Consider the following 21,380-nt stretch of genomic DNA (forward strand, 5'->3'; position numbering starts at 1 on the left):
CACGCCCGGTTAGCCTGTGAAGTGAGCGCAGAGGTCATGGCGCCAGCAGCAGGAACCCACCGAAGCGACTCAGGGGCAGCTCGATGCCGCGCCTGAGCGCCGCAGGAATCTCCGGCCTTCAGGCCGGGGAGGATGTCAACGAACTCGCAGACTCCAGCTCAGAAAAAAGCTTCGCGACCCAGGTCGCTGCCACCGTACAGCAGACGAAAAAAAAGCAGCCCGAAGGCTGCTTTTTTCATGCATCGAAAAACTGTATCAGGACAGTTTTTCCTTGATGCGTGCTGCTTTACCGGACAGGTCGCGCAGGTAGTACAGCTTGGCCTTGCGAACGTCGCCGCGACGCTTGACAGCCAGGCTGTCGATTTGCGGGCTGTAGGTCTGGAAAGTACGCTCAACGCCAACGCCGCTGGAGATCTTGCGAACAGTGAAAGCACTGTTCACGCCGCGGTTACGCTTGGCGATGACAACGCCTTCGAACGCCTGCAGACGGCTACGATCGCCTTCCTTCACTTTCACCTGAACGACAACAGTGTCGCCCGGGGCGAAGGCCGGGATTTCTTTCTGCATCTGCTCGGCTTCGAGGGCCAGAATGATTTTGTTGGTCATGCTTGTGCTCCTAAGGGTGATCCTCCCGGATCAGCCATCGATACGTTTACTATCGTCCCGCTCACGGATGTATTCCGTCAGCAGCTTCTGCTCTTCTCCAGAAAGTGAGCGACTTTCCAGAAGATCAGCGCGTCGCTCAAAGGTCCGCCCAAGGGACTGCTTCAAACGCCAACGCCGGATATGTGCATGATTGCCACTTAGCAATACGTCGGGAACACGCTGATCCGCATACACCTCAGGTCGGGTGTAGTGCGGGCAATCAAGCAGACCGTCCGTGAAGGAGTCTTCCTCCGCGGAGTCTACATGCCCTAAAGCTCCAGGCAGCAGTCGTGTAACCGCATCGATCAGTACCATCGCCGGCAGCTCACCGCCAGACAGGACATAGTCGCCAATCGACCACTCTTCATCCACGTGCGCTTCAATGAAACGCTCATCGATGCCTTCATAACGACCGGCGATGAGAATGAGAGCACTCTCTTGCGCCAGTTCGCGCACCGCTGGCTGACTCAGCCTGCGGCCTTGCGGCGAAAGGTAAATCACCTTTGCCTTGTCTCCGGCTGCCAGCCTGGCCTCGGCCAGCGCATCTTCCAGAGGCTTGATCTTCATCACCATGCCGGGGCCGCCTCCGAAGGGGCGATCGTCCACAGTGTGATGGCGATCCGTGGTGTAGTCCCGCGGATTCCAACAGGTCAGCTGCAACAGCTCCTGTTTCACCGCACGGCTGGTTATGCCGTATTCGCTGATGGCGGAAAACATCTCGGGAAACAGCGTGATAACGTCTATGCGCAGGCTAGCCATGGCACTTAGAAATCCGCATCCCAATCCACCTTCATCTCGCCGGCTTCCAGGTCGACAGCCAACACGCAATGCTCCGTATAGGGCAACAGGCGTTCGCGATCATCCAGGCTACCCGCGCAGGGCTTTACCACCATTACATCGTTCGAGCCGGTTTCAAGCAGGTGATCGATCTTGCCGAGCAATTGCCCGAGCGTGTCGATAACCTTGAGTCCTTCCAGTTGATACCAGTAGTACTCGCCATCATCCAGATCAGGGAACAGGCTACGCGGCACACAGACTTCGCAACCGGCCAGAAGCTGGGCTTCATCACGATCATCGAGGCCTTTGAGCTTTGTGACCAGAAACTTGCTCTGCAAGCGTCCACTGACCAGCTCGACCTGTTTTTCCACACGGCCTTCGCGCCGCAGCGTCCAGGTCTTGTAGTCCAGCAGGTTGTCAATCGGATCCGTGAAGGAGTACACCTTCACTTCGCCGCGAACGCCATGAACCGAGAAAATCTTGCCAATGACGATCAGATCGTCGGCAGATGCAGGCGTCGCGTTCATAAGACTCAGGCCGCAGCCTTGGTCTTGTTGCTCTCTTTGATCAACTGGGCAACGCGCTCGGAAGTCTGAGCGCCAACGCTCAGCCAGTAGTTCAGGCGTTCTTCGTTGATGGACAGGCGAACTTCCTGACCACGAGCGATCGGGTTGAAGAAACCGATCTGCTCTTTGTGAGAGCCGTCACGGGCGTTGCGGCTGTCAGTGACAGTCACGTGGTAGAACGGGCGCTTTTTGGAGCCGCCAAGGGCAAGACGAATGGTTAGCATTGAACATCGTTCCTGTTTAGTCGGTGCTGCAAATCTTTGTTGCACAAATGGGCACGGGTGCCCAAAAGGCCGCATATTCTCAAGGAATATACGGACATTTGCAAACGACTTTTTCCGACGACTGAGCGCCTGCCGTAAAGACCTGCATGGGTCGGCCACCGCGGCGACCGGGTAAATCCCCTCCTTATTGAGGGGCGCACAGGGTCAGCCCCTGTACGACGAGCGGGCACGGCCTGGGCCGCACCCGGTTGTCTGGTTACATCTTGGGCATGCCGCCACCGCCCGGGAACATACCGCCCAGACCGCGCATCATTTTCGACATGCCACCTTTGGTGGAGAACTTCTTCATCATCTTCTGCATCTGCTTGTGCTGCTTGATCAGCCGCCCGATGTCCTGCACCTGGGTACCGGAACCCAGCGCGATGCGGCGCTTGCGCGAGCCGCTGATCAGGTCAGGGTCGCGGCGCTCGGCCGGCGTCATCGAGTTGATGATCGCTTCCATCTGCTTGAACTGCTTCTCGGCCGCGCCCTGGGCGTTGCCCATCTGCGACAGGTTCATGCCGCCGATGCTCGGCAGCTTGTCCATCAGCCCGCCCAGGCCGCCCATGTTTTTCATTTGTTGCAATTGGTCGCGGAAATCTTCGAGGTCGAAGCCCTTGCCCTTCTTGAGCTTTTTGGTGAGCTTCTCGGCCTTCTCGCGGTCCAGCGTCTGCTCGGCCTGCTCGATGAGGCTGAGCACGTCACCCATGCCCAGGATCCGCGAAGCGATACGATCCGGATGGAATGGCTCAAGGGCGTCGCTTTTCTCGCCCATACCGATGAACTTGATCGGCTTGCCGGTGATCGAGCGCACCGACAGTGCAGCACCACCACGTGCGTCGCCGTCGACCTTGGTCAGGATCACACCGGTCAACGGCAGCGCATCACCAAAGGCCTTGGCGGTGTTGGCCGCGTCCTGACCGGTCATGGCGTCGACCACGAACAGGGTTTCGACCGGCTTGACCGCTGCATGCAGCGCCTGGATCTCGGCCATCATCTCGGAATCGATATGCAGACGGCCGGCGGTGTCGACGATCACCACATCGATGAATTTGAGCTTTGCTTCGCGGATCGCCGCCTGGGCAATGTCCACCGGCTTCTGGCTGGTATCGGACGGGAAGAAGGTGACCCCCAGATCATTGGCCAGGGTTTCGAGCTGCTTGATCGCTGCCGGACGGTAGATGTCGGCCGACACCACCATCACGCTCTTCTTCTTGCGCTCTTTGAGGAACTTGGCCAGCTTGCCGGCGGTGGTGGTCTTGCCCGCACCCTGCAGACCGGCCATCAGCACCACGGCAGGTGGCGCAGCATTGAGCGCCAGGTCTTCGTTGGCCGCCCCCATGATGCTTTCGAGTTCGGCCTGGACGATCTTCACGAACGCCTGGCCCGGCGTCAGGCTGCGCGACACCTCAGTGCCGACCGCCCGCTCTTTGATATTGTTGACGAAGTCCTTGACCACTGGCAGCGCGACGTCAGCTTCGAGCAACGCCATGCGCACTTCGCGCAAGGTGTCCTTGATGTTCTCTTCGGTCAGCTTGGCCTTGCCGGTGACATGGCGCAGCGTCTGGGAAAGGCGTTCCGTTAGATTTTCAAACATGCGCGTTCCTAGTAAGGCTCCGGTCGCCCCTGATGGGTGCGGCACGGCCCGCAATGGAGATAAATGGCGCGCGGCGAGTCGGCGGCCTGAACAGGGCGCAGATTATAGCCGAGAGTCCGGCACACGGACAGAGAGCGTCCAGCCACACGACATGCATCAAGGCCAATGGCGTTCACAACGCCTCGCACTTTCTTGCAGAGCCGGGGTATGCCAAACTCAGCCCCTTTCAGGGCCCGCCCGTCAGGATCATGTTCCCTTTGCCAGCCAGCCTGTTCCCCAGCCTCATCGCCGCCAGCCTGTATGCCGCCGCGACCGTCTATCAAGGCATCCGCCTGCGCCGCGCCACCAGACCCGACAAGCGTCTGCTGTGGCTGCTCGGCTCCCTGGCGATCATCGCCCATGCCATCGGCCTGTGCTCGCAACTGATTCGCCCGGCAGGCCTGGGCCTGGATTTTTTCAACGCCGCCAGCCTCATCGCCCTCGCGGTCATCTTCCTGATTCTGCTCGGGACCGTGCGCATTCCAGTGGAAAACCTGCTGGCGCTGCTGTTTCCGCTCGGCATGATAACCGTCTTGCTCGCGCAGTTCGTGCCCAGCGGGACGGCGCAACCGATCGTCGAGTCGCCAGGCATCCTCAGCCATGTACTGCTGTCGATATTGTCGTACGGCATGTTCACGATCGCCGTGTTCCAGGCGCTGCTCCTGCTCTTGCAGGACTACCAGCTCAAGCACAAACACCCGTCCGGGCTGATTCGCAATTTTCCGCCACTGCAAACCATGGAAAGCCTGCTGTTCGGCTTCTTGTGGGCTGGCTGGACCCTGTTGTCGCTGTCGCTGATCTCAGGCTGGATCTTCGTCGAGAATCTGTTCGCCCAGCATCTGGTCCACAAGACCCTGCTGTCTTGCCTGGCCTGGGTGGTGTTCGGGGTCCTGCTCTGGGGTCGCACGCGGCTGGGCTGGCGTGGCCACAAGGCAATCCGCTGGACACTGGGCGGCTTCTGCCTGCTGATGCTGGCCTACTTCGGCAGCAAGCTGGTACGCGAATTCATCCTGCATATCTGACTACACCCATCTAAAGAGCCGCACTCATGAATAGTCTGCCCATCGCTCCCCTGCTCGGTGTGCTGGCCCTGCTGACGCTCTGGTCAGGACTGTTTACGGCGGCCGAAGCGGTGTATTACCTGGCAGGCCCGCGGGCCAGAAACGAGGCCGATCTGCACAGCCTGATACTGGGCAATACCCTGCTCAAGACCCTGCTGGTGGTCATCACGCTGCTGGTCTGCTTGCGTTACTGGGTTTATCAGGGGCCATTACTGGCCTGGCTGGGCAGCTCAGCCGCGCTGCTACTACTCACCGAATACCTGCCGCGGCGTCTGGCCAGTCGCTATCCACAGCCCACCCTGAAACTGGTCAACAGCCTGCTGCGCGGGCCTTTACGCCTGCTGCAGCCACTGGCCTGGCTGCTTGAGCGTACCGCGGGCCTGCTGCTACAGCCGCTTGCCCGGCGCCCAGGCCCCGGCGGCGAGCTGCAGCATGACCAGGTGCAGCCATACCACGCGCACCAAGCGCAAGCCGACAGCAGCCCAAGCAGCGTACTGGCCGGCATTCGCGCCCTGGACCGCATGACGGTCAACGACATCCTGATTCCGCGCAGCGAAGTGGACGGATCAATCTGGATGAACCGATCGGCCAGATCATCGAGAACCTGATCATCTCGCGCCACACCCGCCTGCCGGTCTATCACAACGACATCAATCAGGTGCAGGGGGTTCTCAACACCCGCCAGATCAGCCATCTGCTGCCCAAGGCCGAACTGACCAAGGACCACCTCCTGAGCGCCTGCTACGAGCCTTACTTCGTCCCGGAAAGCACGCCATTGCAGCTGCAGTTGCTGAATTTTCACAAGCAGCAACGCCGCCTGGGCGTGGTGGTTGATGAGTACGGCGAGGTGCTGGGCATCATCAGCCTGGAAGATATTCTCGAAGAGATTGTCGGCGAGTTCGAAAACGAGCACCTGGATAACCCGCACATCACTCAACTGCCTGACGGCCAGATGGCAGTCGACGGCGCGGCGTCGATTCGCGAACTGAACAAGAGCCTGGGCTGGCATCTGCCTGCCGATGGCCCCAAGACCCTTAACGGCCTGGTCACCGAAGCGCTGGAAACCATTCCCGAAGGCCCGGTTTGCCTGAAGGTTGGTCCCTACCGGCTGGAAATCCTCGAAACCGAGGATAACCGCGTGACCCGGGTACTGATGTGGCGGCATGCACCGTTGCGCCCCCGTCTCTGACCGAGCGCGCCCGCGCCTGTTACCACTTGTTTCAAAAGCCGCAGCATTCCTATAATCGGTCAGCTTATCCAGCCCGGCCGATCGACGTGCTACCCGCACGCGGTACGATCCGCCCAACAACAGCCTGAACGACCCGCATACCCTCAGGCCTGGCTCACCATCCCTCGGGCCATTCCCCTGCCTTGCCGCCCAACCGGGCCGACCAGCTCAGCGCTGCCCGCACCTATAACAAATGAATGCCTGCCGCCACTTTGGTCGCCGCAGCTGACATGACAGGGATAATCCGCATGACCACAACGACCCTCGCTGATACCGAGAGCACCCAACCGCCGCCGGCCAACTCTGCCACGCGGGTGGCCACCGCCAGCTTTATCGGCACCGCCATTGAGTTCTACGATTTTTATGTATACGCCACCGCTGCTGCGCTGGTGATCGGCCCGGTGTTCTTCCCGCAAACCTCAGGCACCGCGCAGATGCTCGGCGCTTTTCTGAGCTTCGGCATTGCGTTTCTCGCCCGCCCACTGGGCTCGGCGCTGTTCGGCCACTTTGGTGACCGGATCGGCCGCAAATCGACACTGGTCGCTTCGCTGCTGCTGATGGGCGTCTGCACCACCCTGATTGGCGTGCTGCCCGGTTATGCCAGTATCGGCGTTTGGGCACCGATCCTGCTGTGCCTGCTGCGCTTTGGCCAGGGCCTTGGACTGGGTGGTGAATGGGGCGGCGCTGCGCTGCTGGCCACCGAAAACGCACCCAAAGGCAAACGTGCCTGGTTCGGCATGTTTCCGCAACTGGGCCCCTCCATTGGCTTTCTGGCCGCCAACGGCCTGTTTCTGACCCTGGCCGTGGTCCTTGATGACCAGCAGTTTCGCGAATGGGGCTGGCGCATTCCGTTTCTGCTCAGCGCAGCGCTGGTGATTGTCGGCCTGTATGTGCGCCTGAAACTGGAAGAAACCCCGGCGTTCGCCAAGGTCGTGGCCAAGCACGAACAACTGCGCCTGCCGATCGTCGAAACCTTCAGCAAACACTGGCAGCCCATGCTGCTCGGGGCTGCAGCGATGGTGGTGTGCTACGCACTGTTCTACATCTCGACTGTATTTTCGCTGAGCTACGGCGTCTCGACCCTGGGCTACACCCGTGAGACCTTTCTGGGCCTGCTGTGTTTTGCCGTGCTGTTCATGGCCCTGGCAACGCCGATATCAGCCTGGGCCAGCGACCGGTTTGGCCGTAAACCGGTGCTGTTGACCGGTGGCGTGCTGGCGATTGCTTCGGGCTTTGCCATGGAGCCGCTACTGACTCACGGTTCGACCTGGAGCGTGGCGCTGTTTTTGAGCATCGAGTTGTTTTTGATGGGCGTGACCTTCGCGCCGATGGGCGCGCTGCTGCCCGAGCTGTTTCCGACCAAGGTGCGTTACACCGGAGCCTCGGCGGCCTACAACCTGGGTGGCATCGTCGGCGCCTCGATGGCACCGTTCTTTGCCCAGAAGCTGGTGACCATGGGCGGTTTGAGCTGGGTCGGCGGCTATGTATCGGCCGCCGCCCTGCTCAGTGTCCTGGCCGTACTGGCCCTTAAAGAGACCCGCGATACAGAACTGTAGGACATGTCGCAGGAGCCGCTTTAGCGGCGAAGACCATTCGCCGCTAAAGCGGCTCCTACGGCTTGCATCTGCCGTTACAGCTTGACGTCAACCGCCTGCGAGGCGCGGTTGGCCTTGGCGCGGGCGGCTTCGATCGACTCGTCACGCGCCAGGGCCACGCCCAAGCGGCGCTGGCCGTTGACCTCTGGCTTGCCGAACAGGCGCAGGGCGGTGTCAGGCTCAGCCAGTGCTGCGCCGAGGTTGGCGAACGCAGTCTGAGTCGACTGGCCTTCAACCAGAATCACCGACGATGCCGACGGACCGAACTGACGAATCAGTGGCACTGGCAGGCCGAGAATGGCCCGGGCGTGCAGGGCGAACTGCGACAGGTCCTGGGAAATCAGGGTCACCAGACCGGTGTCGTGCGGGCGCGGCGACACTTCGCTGAACCACACCTGATCCCCCTTGATGAACAGCTCCACGCCGAACATGCCACGACCGCCCAACGCCTCGGTAACCGCCTTGGCCACACGCTCGGACTCGGCCAGCGCCACCGGACTCATTGCCTGCGGCTGCCAGGATTCCTGGTAATCGCCCTTCTCCTGACGATGGCCAACCGGCGCACAGAACGTGGTACCGCCAGCATGGCGCACGGTCAGCAGGGTGATTTCATAATCGAAGTCGATAAAGCCTTCAATGATCACCCGGCCCTTGCCAGCGCGACCGCCCTCCTGAGCGTAGTCCCAGGCTTTCTGGATGTCGGCAGTGCTCTTGAGCAGGCTCTGGCCTTTGCCCGAAGAACTCATCACCGGCTTGACCACACACGGGAAGCCCAGGCTTTCGACAGCCTTGCTGTAGTCTTCGAACGTGTCGGCAAAAAAGTACGGCGAAGTCGGCAGGCCCAGCTCTTCAGCGGCCAGACGGCGGATGCCTTCGCGGTTCATGGTCAACTGCGCAGCGCGAGCGGTCGGCACCACGGTAAAGCCTTCGGCCTCCAGCTCCACCAGGGTCGCGGTGGCGATGGCTTCGATTTCCGGCACGATGTAGTGCGGCTTCTCGGCCTCGATCACGGCGCGCAGGGCGGCGCCGTCGAGCATGTTGATCACGTGGCTGCGATGGGCAACTTGCATGGCCGGAGCGTTGGCGTAGCGATCGACAGCGATCACTTCGACACCCAGGCGTTGCAGTTCGATGACCACTTCTTTACCCAGTTCGCCGCTGCCGCACAGCAAAACACGGGTCGCGGTGGGCGACAGTGGAGTTCCGATTTGAGTCATCTCAGGTCCTCGAAGAGCAGATGTCGAGGGCAGCCCGCCAGTAAACGGGCAACCACGGTGGAGAAAGGCGCGCAATTTACCATGAAGCCCTGTGCGATGCAGGGTTATCCCGGACAGGCGTGTCGACGCTGCCGCCAGGCCATGATCAGCCACACCGCCGTGACCCCGGCGAATTTCGAGGCCAGGGCAGTAATCAGTACCGGTGCGCTGAGTGCGTCGATCATGCCGAAGAAGATAAAGGTGTCCAGCGGAATACTCAGCGCCGAGCTGATCCACAGGCGATCATGCAGCGGGCGTTTGGTAATGGTGAACACCAGCCAGTCGATCAGTTCAGAGACGGCAAAGGCCGTGGCGCTGGCCAGGGCAATGGTCGGATCGCTGGTGATGTAAGACAACAGCAGCGCGGCCAGCATGGCGATAATCGCGCCATGACCAAAGCGGGTCTGGACCATGTCGCGCAGTACAAACACCAGGCCGCCCCAGCATGACCAGATGATGTCCAGATGCGGAGCCGCCGAAAAAGCGAAGTTGATCAATACGACGCTGGCGATGTAGGCGATAAGAAAGAGCATGGCAACTGGCGGGTAAACAAGGACAGGCGCGCATGGTAGCAGATTCACTTTTTACCCGAGTGCCTTTGTATGGCATTGCCCGCAGGCAAACCCGGGCTTATCGGCAGACCCGCCACATACCCATATCCAGGTGAAAGTGATTGCGATGCGCGGCGTTGTAGTCAGGCCCCAGCACCGTGTTGAAGTGCTCACAGGCCGCTTGCTGGACGCTGCGCAGAAACTGCCCCTTGGCGCCGCTGTCGTTCCAGTCACGCAGCAGGTCGATGCGCTCGCCGTTGGCCAGGCGAAACCCGGCAATGTCCAGCGCGTTGGCGCTGGCGTGCTGGCTGAGCCGGCCTTCGCTGCGGTTGTAGATGTTGCGGCAGGCAAAGCTGCCCAAGTGGTCGATACGCGCAACCCGCTGGCCCAATGTGGCTTGAGCAACAGGCTGCAGGCTGTGGTGCTCGAACAGCGCATAAGCCACCGCCAGCGGGCAACTGGCCAGAAAGCTGCTACTGAGCGCCACCTCGCCGCCCTGAATCCGCAGGGTATTGCTCAACGGGCAATTGGCCGAAGGCGGGCTGTCAGCCTGGCGGCTGAAGCGCAGGGTCGATGATGCCAATGCCTGATCGCACAACTGCGCATTATCCTGCAAGCGCCAGAGCTTGAATGAAGTCAGCAGATTGGGTTCGGCACGAATGTCCAGCGGTGCCCAAGGGTTCCAGCGCGGCGGCACCTCAACCCAGCTACGCCACACCGCCAGTGAGGCCAGGGCACACAACAGCAATACCACGATAACCAAGCGCATGGTGGGACTCTTAAACCAATGGGTTCACCCTCATGGACCTCAAAGAAGCCCCAACTGCTCCACCTCGGGCCCACGATCAATCTGCACCAGCGGCGCCAGGCCCGGCAAACGCGCCATCAATTGCTCATGAAAGCGCTGCGCCAAGGCGGGTGCACGATGGTTGTCGGGGGTATGCAGGTACACGTAAGGCGTGCGCCCTTCTTCGATCCAGGCGGCGACTTTCTCGACCCAGGGCGCCATGTATGGATCATTGGCAGCCAGTTCCGGGCGACCGATAAACCGCACCTGCGGTGCCTGGGTCAGCGCGGCAGGCCGCACGGGGACCTTGGGCTTTTTCGACTGGGCGTGCAGAACGGCCGGATCGCTGGAGATGCAGCTGAACAGTGCCCGCGAATCCAGGCATATCCGCTCGATGCCGTTATCGAGCAGCAGCCGGTTGAGCGCACGCTCTTCGTCGCCCTTGAGAAAAAATGCCTGGTTACGGACTTCAACGGCCAACGGCACCTTGATCTCGGCGATGAACATTGCCAGTTCAGCGAGACGTTGTGGGCCGAAGCTGGCCGGCAACTGCAGCCAGAACGGCGTGACCCGCTCACCCAACGGCGCCAGCATGTCAACAAATGCCTGGGCCGCGTCGAGCTGCAGGCGCAGATCGCCCTCATGGCTGATGTCGCGATGAAACTTGGCGGTAAAGCGAAAGTGCGCCGGCATGGTCTGCGCCCAGCGCTGCACCGTAGCGGCGTTAGGCCGGGCGTAAAGCGTGGTGTTGCCTTCAACGGTGTTGAAGACCTGGCAGTAAAGGCCGAGAAAATCTGTGCTGCGGGCATCTTCCGGGTAGAAAAATTCGCGCCAGGTGTTATCAGCCCAGGACGGGCAACCGAGAAAATAAGGCAGATTGTTCACAGTCAGACGTGCAGGTCGAGCTCCGCCACTTCCATTTCCCAATCGCCGAAGCTGGCGGTGGTCAGGTAGCTGGCCAGGGCGGTGGCCACTCGCGAACTCATGGAGCGCGGGAAGATCATGTCTTGCGGACGTGCCGGAACGTTGGGGGTGGGGACGTGTACGTCAGCAGACTCACGACGCGCACTGCGGGCTGGCTGCGCAGGTTGTTCGATATCGCTGTCGACTTCCTCGAAGGCACCCTCAATCGTCGCAGGGCCTTTGCGGGGCTTGCGCTTGATGGGGTACGAGCGTTGTGAGGGACCGTCTATGCGCATCGATGATTACTCGGCGTCTGTAGTGGCAATTTAACGTCACGGATAGGCGCTTTGGCAAACATCCGAATGATAACTAGACCACACAAATTGCACGTTATTCGGGCCGCAGGGCATTTCCATAGACTGAGGCGATGAGCGGTAGATGGCCGATTGATGCCATTCATGATGAATGGCGGTGTCTGCCAATATCGTTTTCAGTCGTAATGGGTATCGTCTGGGACGGGGTTTTCTTGAGAGGCTCGGGGTCTTGCGCGGGGCGATGACTCCTACTTTCGGCGTAGGAGCGGCTTTAGCCGCGAAGGCTTTGCCATTGTCCAAAGGTCATTGCCGCGGTTGCCTGAACTGCCGGTTCTGCTCCGATGGGCGGGTTCCTTTGAAACACCAAAGGAACCAAAGCGCCTGTTCTTCAAGCGCCTTTTGGCGTCGCCACCTTGTCGCGCAGGTAGACCGGTTGGGCTTGATCGGCTGGCATGGCGGCACCGCGCTGCCAGGCGAAGGTGGCGAGGCTGAGCAGGTCTTCGGCATGGGGCAGCATGCCGGCGTCGCAGCCACTCAGTTGCACGGGCAGGCGTGGGGCGTAGCCCCAGCCGGTGCCGGCGCCAAACCAGTCGCCGCTGGCGTCGGCTGGCAGGCTGACCTGTTCGGGCGGCAGCACGGCTTCCTCACCGATCAGGCACATTTCACCGGCGCTGGCGCGGTAGCAGCCCCAGTAGACTTCATCCATGCGCGCATCGATGGCCGCCGCGACCTGGCTGGCGCCATGTTCGCGCAAGGCGCGCTGGGCCAGCACCGCGAGGTTCGAAACGGGTAATACCGGGCGATCCAGGGCAAAAGCCAGGCCCTGAACCACGCCAATGGCAATCCGCACGCCGGTGAAGGCACCCGGGCCACGGCCAAAGGCGATGGCGTCCACCGCCGACTTGGGCAAGCCCGCCTGGGCAAGCAGGTCCTGAATCATCGGCAACAGCTTCTGGGCATGCAGACGTGGCGCCACCTCATAGTGGCTCAGCACCTTGCCATCGTGCAGCAAGGCGACCGAGCAGGCTTCAGTGGCAGTGTCCAGGGCCAGCAGGGTGGTCATCGAGGTATCCGTCGCAAATGAAAAGTGGCGCAGTATAAATGACAAATGGCCCGCAAGCGGGCCATTTGTCATTGTCGGGTGGTGCGGATCAGCTCAGCGCTGCCAACACCTTGGCAGTGATCTGCTCGACACTGCCAACACCCGGGATGTGGCTGCACTTGGGCGTGCCCTTCTCGGCGCCCAGCTTGCTGTAGAACTCAACCAGCGGCTTGGTCTGCGAATGATAGACCGACAGGCGATGACGCACGGTCTCTTCAGTGTCGTCCTTGCGCTGTACCAGCGGCTCGCCGGTCACATCGTCCTGACCCTCGACCTTCGGCGGGTTGTGCTCAACGTGGTAAACACGGCCAGAGGCCTCGTGTACGCGGCGCCCGGCAATACGCTTGACGATTTCTTCGTCGTCCACGGCGATTTCAACCACATGGTCGATGCCTACGTTAGCCTCGACCAGGGCTTCGGCCTGGGCGATGGTACGTGGGAAACCGTCGAACAGCACGCCATTGGCGCAGTCTGGCTGAGCCAGACGATCTTTGATCAAGCCGATGATCAGGTCATCGGATACCAGGCCGCCGGCGTCCATGACGCTCTTGGCTTTAAGGCCCAGCTCGGTGCCAGCCTTGACTGCAGCGCGCAGCATGTCACCGGTCGAAACCTGGGGAATGCCGAACTTTTCAGTGATGAACTTTGCCTGAGTACCTTTTCCGGCGCCCGGAGCTCCCAGCAGAATCACGCGCATCGTCATGCTCCTCAAAATTTTTATATGCAATCGTCGGATTCGCCTCTTGGGCCAATCGAAAAACTCAAATACGGCCAAAGGCCAAAAGGTTGATCAAGATACACAGCCGACTCTGGCCGCACAAGCCGCCCAAGGTCGCAGCCACAGCCGCATCGCCAGGCCTTACAGTAGTCGGCTAAATAGCCTGGCGGTGCCAGCGGCGCACGCCGCGCCACTGACCTGCCAAGCCCGGGTCAATCCGTTAACCGGTGTTGCGCAGCCCGGCCGCAATACCCGCCACTGAAACCAGCAGGGCCAGCTCCAGCGGGCTGTCCAGACGCGCTTCGCGGTTGCGCGAGCGGGCCAGCAGTTCGGCCTGCAACAGGTGCAACGGGTCCAGATAGGTATTGCGCAGGCTGATGAATTCCAGCGTCTCGGGGCTGTGCGCCAGCAGCCGCTGCTGGCCGGTCAGGCCCAGCACCACCGCGCACGCCTGCGACAATAGGTCGCGTAAATGCGCCCCAAGGTGCTGCAGTGGCGCAGCGACCAGACGCTCATCGTAGAGCTGGGCGATATCACTGTCGGCCTTGGCCAGGACCATTTCCAGCATGTCGATCCGGGTACGGAAGAACGGCCAGTGCTCGCGCATCTGCGCCAGCAGCTCGCCTTCACCGCGCTGCAGTGCATTGCCCAGCGCCGCCTCCCAGCCCAGCCAGGCCGGCAGCATCAGGCGGGTCTGGGTCCAGGCGAAGATCCATGGGATCGCCCGCAAGCTCTCCACCCCGCCTTCACGTCGCTTGGCCGGACGGCTGCCCAATGGCAGGCGCCCCAACTCCTGCTCCGGCGTAGCCTGACGGAAATACTCGACAAATTCAGGATGCTCCCGCACCACCGCGCGGTAGGCCTTAACGCCGTCATCGGCCAGGCGATCCATCAGGGCCCGCCAACCAGGCTCGGGCAGTGGTGGCGGCAACAACGTCGCCTCCAGCACCGCTGCCAGATACAGATTGAGGTTCTGCTCGGCGATGCCCGGCAGGCCAAACTTGAAGCGGATCATTTCGCCCTGTTCGGTGGTCCGGAACCGCCCCGCCACCGAGCCCGGCGGTTGCGACAGGATCGCCGCATGAGCCGGACCGCCGCCACGTCCGACCGTACCGCCGCGGCCATGGAACAACAGCAACTCGACCTGTTGTTCGCGGCAGATATTCACCAGGGTTTCCTGGGCCCGGTACTGCGCCCAGGCCGCCGCTGTGGTGCCGGCGTCCTTGGCCGAATCGGAATAGCCGATCATCACTTCCTGCGGGCCGTGCAAGCGTGCGCGGTAACCCGGCAGCCCCAGCAGCCGCTCGAGCACAGGTCCTGCGTTATCCAGGTCGGCCAGGGTCTCGAACAACGGCACCACGCGCATTGGCCGCAGCACGCCGGCCTCTTTGAGTAGCAGTTGTACCGCCAGCACGTCCGAAGCCGCACCGGCCATGGAGATCACATAGGAGCCCAGCGATGCAGCCGGCGCTGCCGCCACTTCCCGGCAGGTGGCCAACACCTCGGCGGTCTCGGCAGCCGGCTTGAAATGGGCGGGCAACAACGGACGCCGGCTGCTCAATTCCTGAGTGAGAAATTCAATGCGGGCGTCTTCGCTCCAGTCTTCATAACGGCCCAGCCCCAGGTAATCAGTGATCTCACTCATCGCCGCGCTATGCCGGCTGGAGTCCTGGCGCACGTCGAGCCTGACCAGGAACAAGCCGAAGGTCACCGCCCGACGCAGGCAATCAAGCAGCGGGCCATCGGCAATCACGCCCATGCCGCAGTCATGCAGCGACTGATAACACCGTTGCAGGGGTTCGAGCAGGTCGCGGTTGTCATGCAGCACCGCCTCTGGCGCGGGCTGGGGGACACTCAAGCAAGCATGCGCCCAATTGCGCGTGGCCCGCAGTCGCTCACGCAAGTGTTTGAGTTCGGCGCGGTAGGGTTCGGCGCTGTCGCCGACTCTGGCGCGCAGTTCGGCGCTGGCCTCTTGCATCGACAGGTCGGCGGCCAGGCTGTCGACGTCGCGCAGGTACAGATCGGCCGCCATCCAGCGCGCCAGCAGCAACACCTCCCGGGTCACACTGGCGGTGACGTTGGGGTTACCGTCACGGTCGCCGCCCATCCACGACGCAAAGCGGATCGGCGCGGCGTCCAGCGGCAGCCGAAACCCGGTGGCGGCGTGCAGCGCCTGATCAGCCTTGCGCAGGTAACTGGGGATGGCTTGCCACAACGAATGCTCGATGACTGCGAAGCCCCATTTGGCTTCATCCACTGGCGTGGGCCGGGTACGGCGGATTTCTTCGGTGTGCCAGGCCTCAGCGATCAGCCGCTGCAGGCGGGTGACAATCTGTTCGTATTCCTGACTATTAAGGTCGCGGTGATCGAGCGCGGCCAGTTGATCGGCAATCGCATCGTACTTCTGGATCAGGGTGCGCCGCGCCACCTCTGTAGGGTGGGCGGTGAGGACCAGTTCGATGTCCAGCTTGCCCAACTGGCGGGCCAGCGCCTCGCTACTGTGCCCGGCCTGGGTGAGGCGTTCGAGCAATTCAGGCAATACCGTGCTTTCGAACGGCGCAGCCTGGCTGTCGTCGCGGCGGCGCAACAACTGGTACTGCTCGGCGATATTGGCCAGGTTGAGAAACTGGTTGAAAGCCCTCGCCATCGGCAGCAGCTCATCTTCCTCCAGACTGGCGACACTGGCAGTGAGCTGTTCGGCACCCTGTGCTGAACCACGGCGGCCGGCCTTGGCGGCCTTGCGAATGCGCTCGATGGTGTCGAGAAAGTCGGCACCGCGCTGCTCGCGGATCGTGTTGCCCAACAGTTCGCCCAGCAAGTGGACGTCTTCGCGCAAACGGGCATCTATATCGGCCATCCTCAGTCCTCCTTACTGTTGTTGTGAGACCGACAGTGCCGCAAAAAACCGCTGCTGCCAAACCCTTTGCGAACCCCCGGCACATCGCAAGGGTCCAAAGGCAGTACCCGACACTCGTGGAGGCATCTTGATGAACAGTTTTCAGACCCTGCTCAGCGAATGGGAAGCCAAGGCCCGGCAACAGCACGAACGCAGTGAAGTGACCCTGAGCCTGTACCGTCACGACCTGGTGAAAATCAAGGCGCTGGCCGAAGCCTACGGCCTGGATGAAGCGACCATCACCGAAGGCCTGCTGCATGCGGCGCTTCAAGAAGCCGAAGCGGCCATTCCTTACGTGCAAGGTTCAGAGGTGATCCGCGTCGAAGAAGGCGAGCCGGTGTACGCCGATGCCGGCAAAACCCCGGCGTTCGTAGCCGCCGAGCAACGAATTCTCAGGTAACCCCCCGCGTCTTTCCCGAGCCCTCTGCCTGGAGGGCTTTTGGCGTTCACGGCACGCCACACCGGTGGTTTCCTGCCCCGAAAAAGCTGACCGGGCAGCCTGGAAAAATCTCTGAACTATTTAAAAAAGCCACAGGTCCGACCCATTAGCCATTACAGGAACAGACCGCAGGTAACAGGCGCCCAAGCGTCGCTTGCCTCACTTCCCGGCCGCCACTGTCATGGATAACCAAGCACTTGGAGTTAAACAATGGAGTTGATGACCATGAACAACCTCACTGCCAAAACCCCGTTCGCACGTCTGCGTGGGCTGAAACTGGCTGCGTTGGCACTGGGTAGCTCTCTGGTACTGGCCGGCTGTGCCGGCAACCCGCCGTCGGAACAGTACGCAGTCACCCAGTCTGCGGTGAACAGCGCAGTCAGCGCCGGTGGCACCGAGTTCGCTGCAGTGGAAATGAAATCCGCGCAAGACAAGCTGCGCCAGGCCGATGTGGCCATGCAGGATCACAAGTATGACGAAGCACGCCGTCTGGCCGAGCAGGCCGAGTGGGACGCGCGCGTTGCCGAACGCAAAGCCCAGGCCGCCAAGGCCCAGAAAGCCGTGCAGGACGCTCGCCAAGGTGTGAACGAACTGCGTGAAGAAAGCCAGCGTCAGATCCAGTAAGCCGCTCCCTTTCGCATTTTCACGTATTCGCCATTGATTTAAGGACGACCAAACCATGCGCAAACAACTGATGATCCCTGCCCTGCTGGCCGTGAGCGTTGCCCTGGGGGCCTGCGCTACCAAGCCGAACCCAAGCCTGGAGCAAGCGCGTACCAACTTCTCTGCGCTGCAAAGCAACCCTGAAGCGACCAAGGTTGCGGCCCTGGAAACCAAGGACGCCAACGACTGGCTGACCAAGGCCGACAAAGCCTTCCGTGACGGCGAAGACGCCAAGAAGGTCGATCAGCTCTCGTACCTGACCATTCAGCGTATCGAAGTGGCCAAGCAGACCATCGCCTTGCGTACCGCTGAAGCCGATCTGCAGAAAGCCGGCGCCGAACGCGCCAAGGCTCGTCTGGATGCGCGCGACGCGCAGATCGCCAAACTCAAGGAAAGCCTCAACGCCAAGCAGACCGAGCGCGGTACGCTGGTGACCTTCGGTGACGTGTTGTTCGACTACAACAAGGCCGAACTCAAGCCGGGCGCACAGGGTAACATTGCCAAGCTGGCCGGCTTCCTGCAGGAAAACCCTGACCGCAAAGTGATCGTCGAAGGCTACACCGACAGCACCGGCTCCGCTGGCTACAACCAGGAACTGTCCGAGCGCCGTGCCAATTCGGTGCGCGCAGCACTGGTGCGTGCCGGTGTAGACCCGCTGCGCATCGTCGCTCAGGGCTATGGCAAGGAATATCCGGTGGCCGACAACACCAGCAATTCCGGCCGCGCCATGAACCGTCGTGTGGAAGTCACCATCTCCAACGACAACCAGCCAGTCGCGCCACGTTCGACCCTGCGCTGATCGTTTGAGGTGAGTTAACCAAAGCCCCGCCAGCCCTGGCTTGCGGGGCTTTTTTGTGGATGTCATGTCGAGCACAGGTACGCGACGGTCGCAATCGCGCTGGACTTCATGGCCCCTGCTTAAGCACCGTGTTTCAACCCGCGCCACGGCGTGTGCAATTCGCTTGATCGGAGATCGCAATCAGCTATGGCCCAGAAGAACGAGCCAACCCCAAAATCCGCCCTCAACCCACCGGTGTTCTGGATTTCGGCAGTCCTGCTTCTGCTGCTGGTGCTGTTCACCAGCGCCTTTCAGAGCACCGCGCAGACCATGTTCAGCCTGATCCAGAACTGGATCATCACCAATGTCAGCTGGTTCTACATCCTCGCGGTCGCAATCATCCTCTGCACCGTGGTGTTTCTCGGCATCAGCCGCTATGGCGATATCAAGCTCGGTCCGGACCACAGCACCCCCGACTACAGCAGCACCACCTGGTTTGCCATGCTGTTCTCGGCCGGCATGGGCATCGGTCTGATGTTTTTCGGCGTCGCCGAGCCGGTGATGCACTTCATCAACCCACCCTACGGTGACGGCTACAGCGTGGCGGCGGCGCGCGAGTCGATGGAGATCACGTTCTTCCACTGGGGTCTGCACGCCTGGGCGATCTACGCCATCGTGGCGCTGATTCTGGCCTACTTCAGTTACCGTCATGGCCTGCCGTTGACCCTGCGCTCAGCGCTCTACCCGCTGATCGGCGAACGCATCAACGGCCCGATCGGCCATGCCGTGGATATCTTCGCGATCATCGGTACGGTGCTGGGGGTGGCCACTTCGCTGGGCTTCGGCGTCGCGCAGATCAATACCGGCCTGAACGCCATGTTCGGCTTACCGGTGAGTACCGGCGTGCAGATTGTGCTGATCATCGGTACGACGGCACTGGCCACCCTGTCGGTGGTTTCAGGCCTGGACAAGGGCATCCGCCGCCTCTCGGAACTGAACCTGGGGCTGGCCGTGTTGCTGTTGCTGATGGTGGTGCTGCTAGGCCCCACGGTGTTGATCCTGCAAACCTTCGTACAGAACACCGGCGGTTACCTCAGCGACATCGTCAGCCGCACCCTGAACCTGTATGCCTATGAGCCGTCCGACTGGATCGGCGGCTGGACCCTGTTCTACTGGGGCTGGTGGCTGGCCTGGTCGCCGTTTGTGGGCCTGTTCATCGCGCGCATTTCCCGCGGCCGGACGATCCGCGAGTTCGTCACCGGCGTGCTGCTGGTGCCGACCGCCTTCACCCTGTTGTGGATGACCGTGTTTGGCAACACCGCGATTCACCTGATCCTCGATGAGGGCATGGCCGACCTGGCCGCTGCCATCGACAAAGACACCGCGCTGGCGTTGTTTGCCTTCTTGCAGCACTTCCCGTTCGCCAGCTTCATTTCGGTATTGGCGATCATCATGGTGGTGGTGTTCTTCGTCACCTCGGCTGACTCCGGGGCCATGGTGGTCGATATGCTGGCCTCGGGCGGCAATGACCACACCCCGGTGTGGCAACGGATCTTCTGGGCGGCGAGCATGGGCCTGGTGGCCATCGCCCTGTTGCTGGCCGATGGCTTGAAGGCGTTGCAGACAGCGACTATCGCCAGTGCCTTGCCTTTCACCATTGCCCTGCTGTTCAGCATGCGCGGCCTGCTCAAAGCGCTGAAGCTCGACGCGACCAAACGCGGCCTGCGCCACTACAGTATCTCGGCGTCCACCGCCCGTACCCCCGGCAGTTGGCAGCGGCGCTTGCGCAACATGGCGATGTTCCCGCGTCGCGCCCACGTGGTGCGCTTTATCAGCGAAGTGGCCAAACCGGCCTGTGTATCGGTGGCCGAAGAGTGGCGTCGCCAGGGCTATGCCTGCCAGGTGGACGACGGTGAGGATGGCAGTGTAAGGCTGACCGTCGGCCCGCTGGACAACCCTGAATACCTGTATGCGGTGATTCCCAAAGCCTATGCGATGCCCAGTTTCGTGATGGGTGATACCCAGAGCGAAGAGCGCAAGTACTTCCGCGCCGAAGTGCACCTGCGCGAAGGCGGCCAGGACCATGATGTGATGGGCTGGTCACGCGAAGACGTGATCGGCGACATCCTCGACCAGTACGAGCGGCACATGCACTTCTTGCATCTGGTCGGTGACTGAACCGAATCAGGGCGCGGCCTGGGCCTGGTAAATAACCTCGCTCAGCCCATCGCCATCAACAACCGCGCAAAATCACAATGCTGGCTGGCCAGTTCGACGATGTGCGGGTTGATGCCATGGCGGCGATCTGCACGGTAGATCGCGGCGTATTGAATGGGGGGCAGTTCAGGCAGGGTGCGCACCACTTGCAGCACCCCGCGTCCGGTCAGGTGTGACAAGCAGTTCTGCGGCAGATAACTCACACCGATACCAGAGATGGTCAGGCCGACCTGCACCAGCAGATTGTGGCTGGTCAGCGTACGTGGCAACTGAATGTCGTGCAGGGCCAGCCAGCGCTCATAGATCAGCCCGGTGCCGGAGCTTGCCCCCTGGGTCAGCACGGTCACCTGCGCCAGTTCGGTCAGGTCCACCGTGCGGTCAGCCGGCAGCATGCCCGGTGCGCACATCCAGGTGTTGTCGACGCTCTGCAGCGGGACCGAGACAAAGCGTACATCGTCGAGCACATCTGGCATCACGATCACGTCCAGTTGATCGCCCTCCAGCTTGCGCAACAGCTCGCTGCTCAGTTCGACAGTAGGCTCGATCTGCACCTTGGGATAAGCCTGGCGAATCGCGTCGATGAACGCCGGCAGCCAGGTCAATGCAGTCAGCTCGGTCACCCCCAGGCGCAGGCGGCGCACCAGCACGTTCTGCGAGCTGATGCGCTCAAGCAGCACGTCGCGGCGCTCCAGCAACTCGCGGGTACAGTCGAGCAGTTCGGCACCCTTTTCTGTCAGCCGGGCGTTGCGTTTGCTGCGGTCGAACAGTTGAACCTCAAAGGTGTCTTCCAGCTCCTGAATGCGTTTGGAAATGGCTGACTGCGACATGTTCAGATGATTGGCGGCAGCTTCGAAACTGCCGGTTTCGGCAATCCAGAACAGCGCTTCCATCTGCTTGAAAGTGACCACCCGGTGCGCTCCTGGACGTCTTTACATTCATTTTAGTGATGGTTAATCAGCGAAAAATATCGCTAAAAGTATTTATA

The 21,380-nt window shown here is 61.4% G+C and carries 21 protein-coding genes and 1 pseudogene; 8 read left to right on the forward strand and 14 right to left on the reverse strand.

Going from position 1 to position 21,380, the window contains the following annotated elements; genetic code table 11:
• Positions 1–83 precede the first annotated feature (83 nt).
• A complete protein-coding gene (locus tag NRB16_RS10430; protein WP_144403173.1) occupies positions 84–275 on the forward strand; it encodes a hypothetical protein in 192 nt (63 codons plus the stop codon).
• Here NRB16_RS10430 and rplS read toward each other — a convergent pair.
• From rplS to ffh, 5 genes are all read right to left on the reverse strand, one after another.
• Positions 256–606 (reverse strand): 50S ribosomal protein L19, encoded by a 351-nt coding sequence (gene rplS / locus NRB16_RS10435; RefSeq protein WP_045481342.1) that lies wholly within the window; start codon positions 604–606, stop codon positions 256–258. The two genes, NRB16_RS10430 and rplS, sit on opposite strands and share 20 nt — an antisense overlap.
• 30 nt (positions 607–636) lie before the next feature.
• Positions 637–1,404 carry a tRNA (guanosine(37)-N1)-methyltransferase TrmD gene (gene trmD, locus NRB16_RS10440; RefSeq protein WP_045481346.1) on the reverse strand — a complete coding sequence of 256 codons (768 nt, stop codon included), beginning with the start codon at positions 1,402–1,404 and terminating at the stop codon, positions 637–639.
• Between the two features lie 5 nt (positions 1,405–1,409).
• Positions 1,410–1,949: a ribosome maturation factor RimM gene (rimM, locus tag NRB16_RS10445; RefSeq protein ID WP_045481349.1), complete on the reverse strand. Its 540-nt coding sequence runs from the start codon at positions 1,947–1,949 to the stop codon at positions 1,410–1,412.
• Positions 1,950–1,954: 5 nt separating this feature from the next.
• Complete coding sequence (gene rpsP / locus NRB16_RS10450) at positions 1,955–2,212, reverse strand: 30S ribosomal protein S16 (protein WP_045481354.1); 258 nt, start codon at positions 2,210–2,212, stop codon at positions 1,955–1,957.
• Between the two features lie 256 nt (positions 2,213–2,468).
• Positions 2,469–3,848 carry a signal recognition particle protein gene (ffh, locus tag NRB16_RS10455; protein ID WP_045481357.1) on the reverse strand — a complete coding sequence of 460 codons (1,380 nt, stop codon included), beginning with the start codon at positions 3,846–3,848 and terminating at the stop codon, positions 2,469–2,471.
• A 248-nt stretch (positions 3,849–4,096) separates the two neighbouring features.
• Here ffh and NRB16_RS10460 point away from each other — a divergent pair, with 248 nt between their 5' ends.
• The 3 genes and pseudogenes from NRB16_RS10460 to NRB16_RS10470 all read left to right on the forward strand — a co-directional run bounded on the left by NRB16_RS10460 (position 4,097) and on the right by NRB16_RS10470 (position 7,732).
• Complete coding sequence (locus tag NRB16_RS10460) at positions 4,097–4,909, forward strand: inner membrane protein YpjD (protein ID WP_045481361.1); 813 nt, start codon at positions 4,097–4,099, stop codon at positions 4,907–4,909.
• A gap of 26 nt (positions 4,910–4,935) precedes the next feature.
• Positions 4,936–6,137, forward strand: a pseudogene (locus tag NRB16_RS10465) (transporter associated domain-containing protein).
• Positions 6,138–6,424: 287 nt separating this feature from the next.
• On the forward strand, positions 6,425–7,732 hold the full coding sequence (locus NRB16_RS10470) for an MFS transporter (RefSeq protein ID WP_045481368.1): 1,308 nt from the start codon (positions 6,425–6,427) through the stop codon (positions 7,730–7,732).
• A 74-nt stretch (positions 7,733–7,806) separates the two neighbouring features.
• On the opposite strand, the gene purT is transcribed toward NRB16_RS10470, so the two are convergent.
• The 8 genes from purT to ppc form a co-directional block, all read right to left on the reverse strand.
• A complete protein-coding gene (gene purT / locus NRB16_RS10475; RefSeq protein WP_257106119.1) occupies positions 7,807–8,988 on the reverse strand; it encodes a formate-dependent phosphoribosylglycinamide formyltransferase in 1,182 nt (393 codons plus the stop codon).
• A gap of 104 nt (positions 8,989–9,092) precedes the next feature.
• The gene (locus tag NRB16_RS10480; protein ID WP_045481376.1) at positions 9,093–9,560 is read right to left on the reverse strand and encodes a VUT family protein; all 468 of its coding nucleotides are present in this window, start codon (positions 9,558–9,560) and stop codon (positions 9,093–9,095) included.
• Between the two features lie 97 nt (positions 9,561–9,657).
• Positions 9,658–10,347, reverse strand: a complete 690-nt coding sequence (locus tag NRB16_RS10485; protein ID WP_045481379.1) for an extensin family protein — start codon at positions 10,345–10,347, stop codon at positions 9,658–9,660.
• A 39-nt stretch (positions 10,348–10,386) separates the two neighbouring features.
• Positions 10,387–11,250 carry a DUF72 domain-containing protein gene (locus NRB16_RS10490; protein ID WP_257106120.1) on the reverse strand — a complete coding sequence of 288 codons (864 nt, stop codon included), beginning with the start codon at positions 11,248–11,250 and terminating at the stop codon, positions 10,387–10,389.
• Between the two features lie 2 nt (positions 11,251–11,252).
• On the reverse strand, positions 11,253–11,564 hold the full coding sequence (locus NRB16_RS10495; protein ID WP_045481385.1) for a hypothetical protein: 312 nt from the start codon (positions 11,562–11,564) through the stop codon (positions 11,253–11,255).
• Positions 11,565–11,970: 406 nt separating this feature from the next.
• A complete protein-coding gene (tsaB, locus tag NRB16_RS10500; RefSeq protein WP_253142750.1) occupies positions 11,971–12,645 on the reverse strand; it encodes a tRNA (adenosine(37)-N6)-threonylcarbamoyltransferase complex dimerization subunit type 1 TsaB in 675 nt (224 codons plus the stop codon).
• Positions 12,646–12,733: 88 nt separating this feature from the next.
• A complete protein-coding gene (gene adk / locus NRB16_RS10505) occupies positions 12,734–13,381 on the reverse strand; it encodes an adenylate kinase (RefSeq protein WP_045481392.1) in 648 nt (215 codons plus the stop codon).
• A gap of 241 nt (positions 13,382–13,622) precedes the next feature.
• A complete protein-coding gene (ppc, locus tag NRB16_RS10510) occupies positions 13,623–16,259 on the reverse strand; it encodes a phosphoenolpyruvate carboxylase (RefSeq protein ID WP_257106122.1) in 2,637 nt (878 codons plus the stop codon).
• 130 nt (positions 16,260–16,389) lie between these two features.
• Between ppc and NRB16_RS10515 the strand changes: the two genes are divergently transcribed.
• The 4 genes from NRB16_RS10515 to NRB16_RS10530 all read left to right on the forward strand — a co-directional run bounded on the left by NRB16_RS10515 (position 16,390) and on the right by NRB16_RS10530 (position 20,356).
• On the forward strand, positions 16,390–16,698 hold the full coding sequence (locus NRB16_RS10515) for a hypothetical protein (RefSeq protein WP_045481399.1): 309 nt from the start codon (positions 16,390–16,392) through the stop codon (positions 16,696–16,698).
• A 249-nt stretch (positions 16,699–16,947) separates the two neighbouring features.
• Positions 16,948–17,361, forward strand: coding sequence for a DUF4398 domain-containing protein (locus NRB16_RS10520; protein WP_045481402.1), 414 nt, complete (start codon positions 16,948–16,950; stop codon positions 17,359–17,361).
• 55 nt (positions 17,362–17,416) lie between these two features.
• Entirely contained in the window at positions 17,417–18,199 is a 783-nt protein-coding gene (locus NRB16_RS10525) for an OmpA family protein (RefSeq protein WP_045481406.1), read from the forward strand.
• 186 nt (positions 18,200–18,385) lie between these two features.
• Positions 18,386–20,356: a choline BCCT transporter BetT gene (locus tag NRB16_RS10530; protein WP_045481409.1), complete on the forward strand. Its 1,971-nt coding sequence runs from the start codon at positions 18,386–18,388 to the stop codon at positions 20,354–20,356.
• A 41-nt stretch (positions 20,357–20,397) separates the two neighbouring features.
• Here the strand turns inward: NRB16_RS10530 and NRB16_RS10535 are convergent, their stop codons facing one another.
• Positions 20,398–21,303, reverse strand: a complete 906-nt coding sequence (locus tag NRB16_RS10535; protein WP_045481413.1) for a LysR family transcriptional regulator — start codon at positions 21,301–21,303, stop codon at positions 20,398–20,400.
• Between the last annotated feature and the right edge of the window lie 77 nt (positions 21,304–21,380).

Source organism: Pseudomonas sp. LJDD11, from assembly GCF_024584215.1.
Taxonomy (GTDB): Bacteria; Pseudomonadota; Gammaproteobacteria; order Pseudomonadales; family Pseudomonadaceae; genus Aquipseudomonas.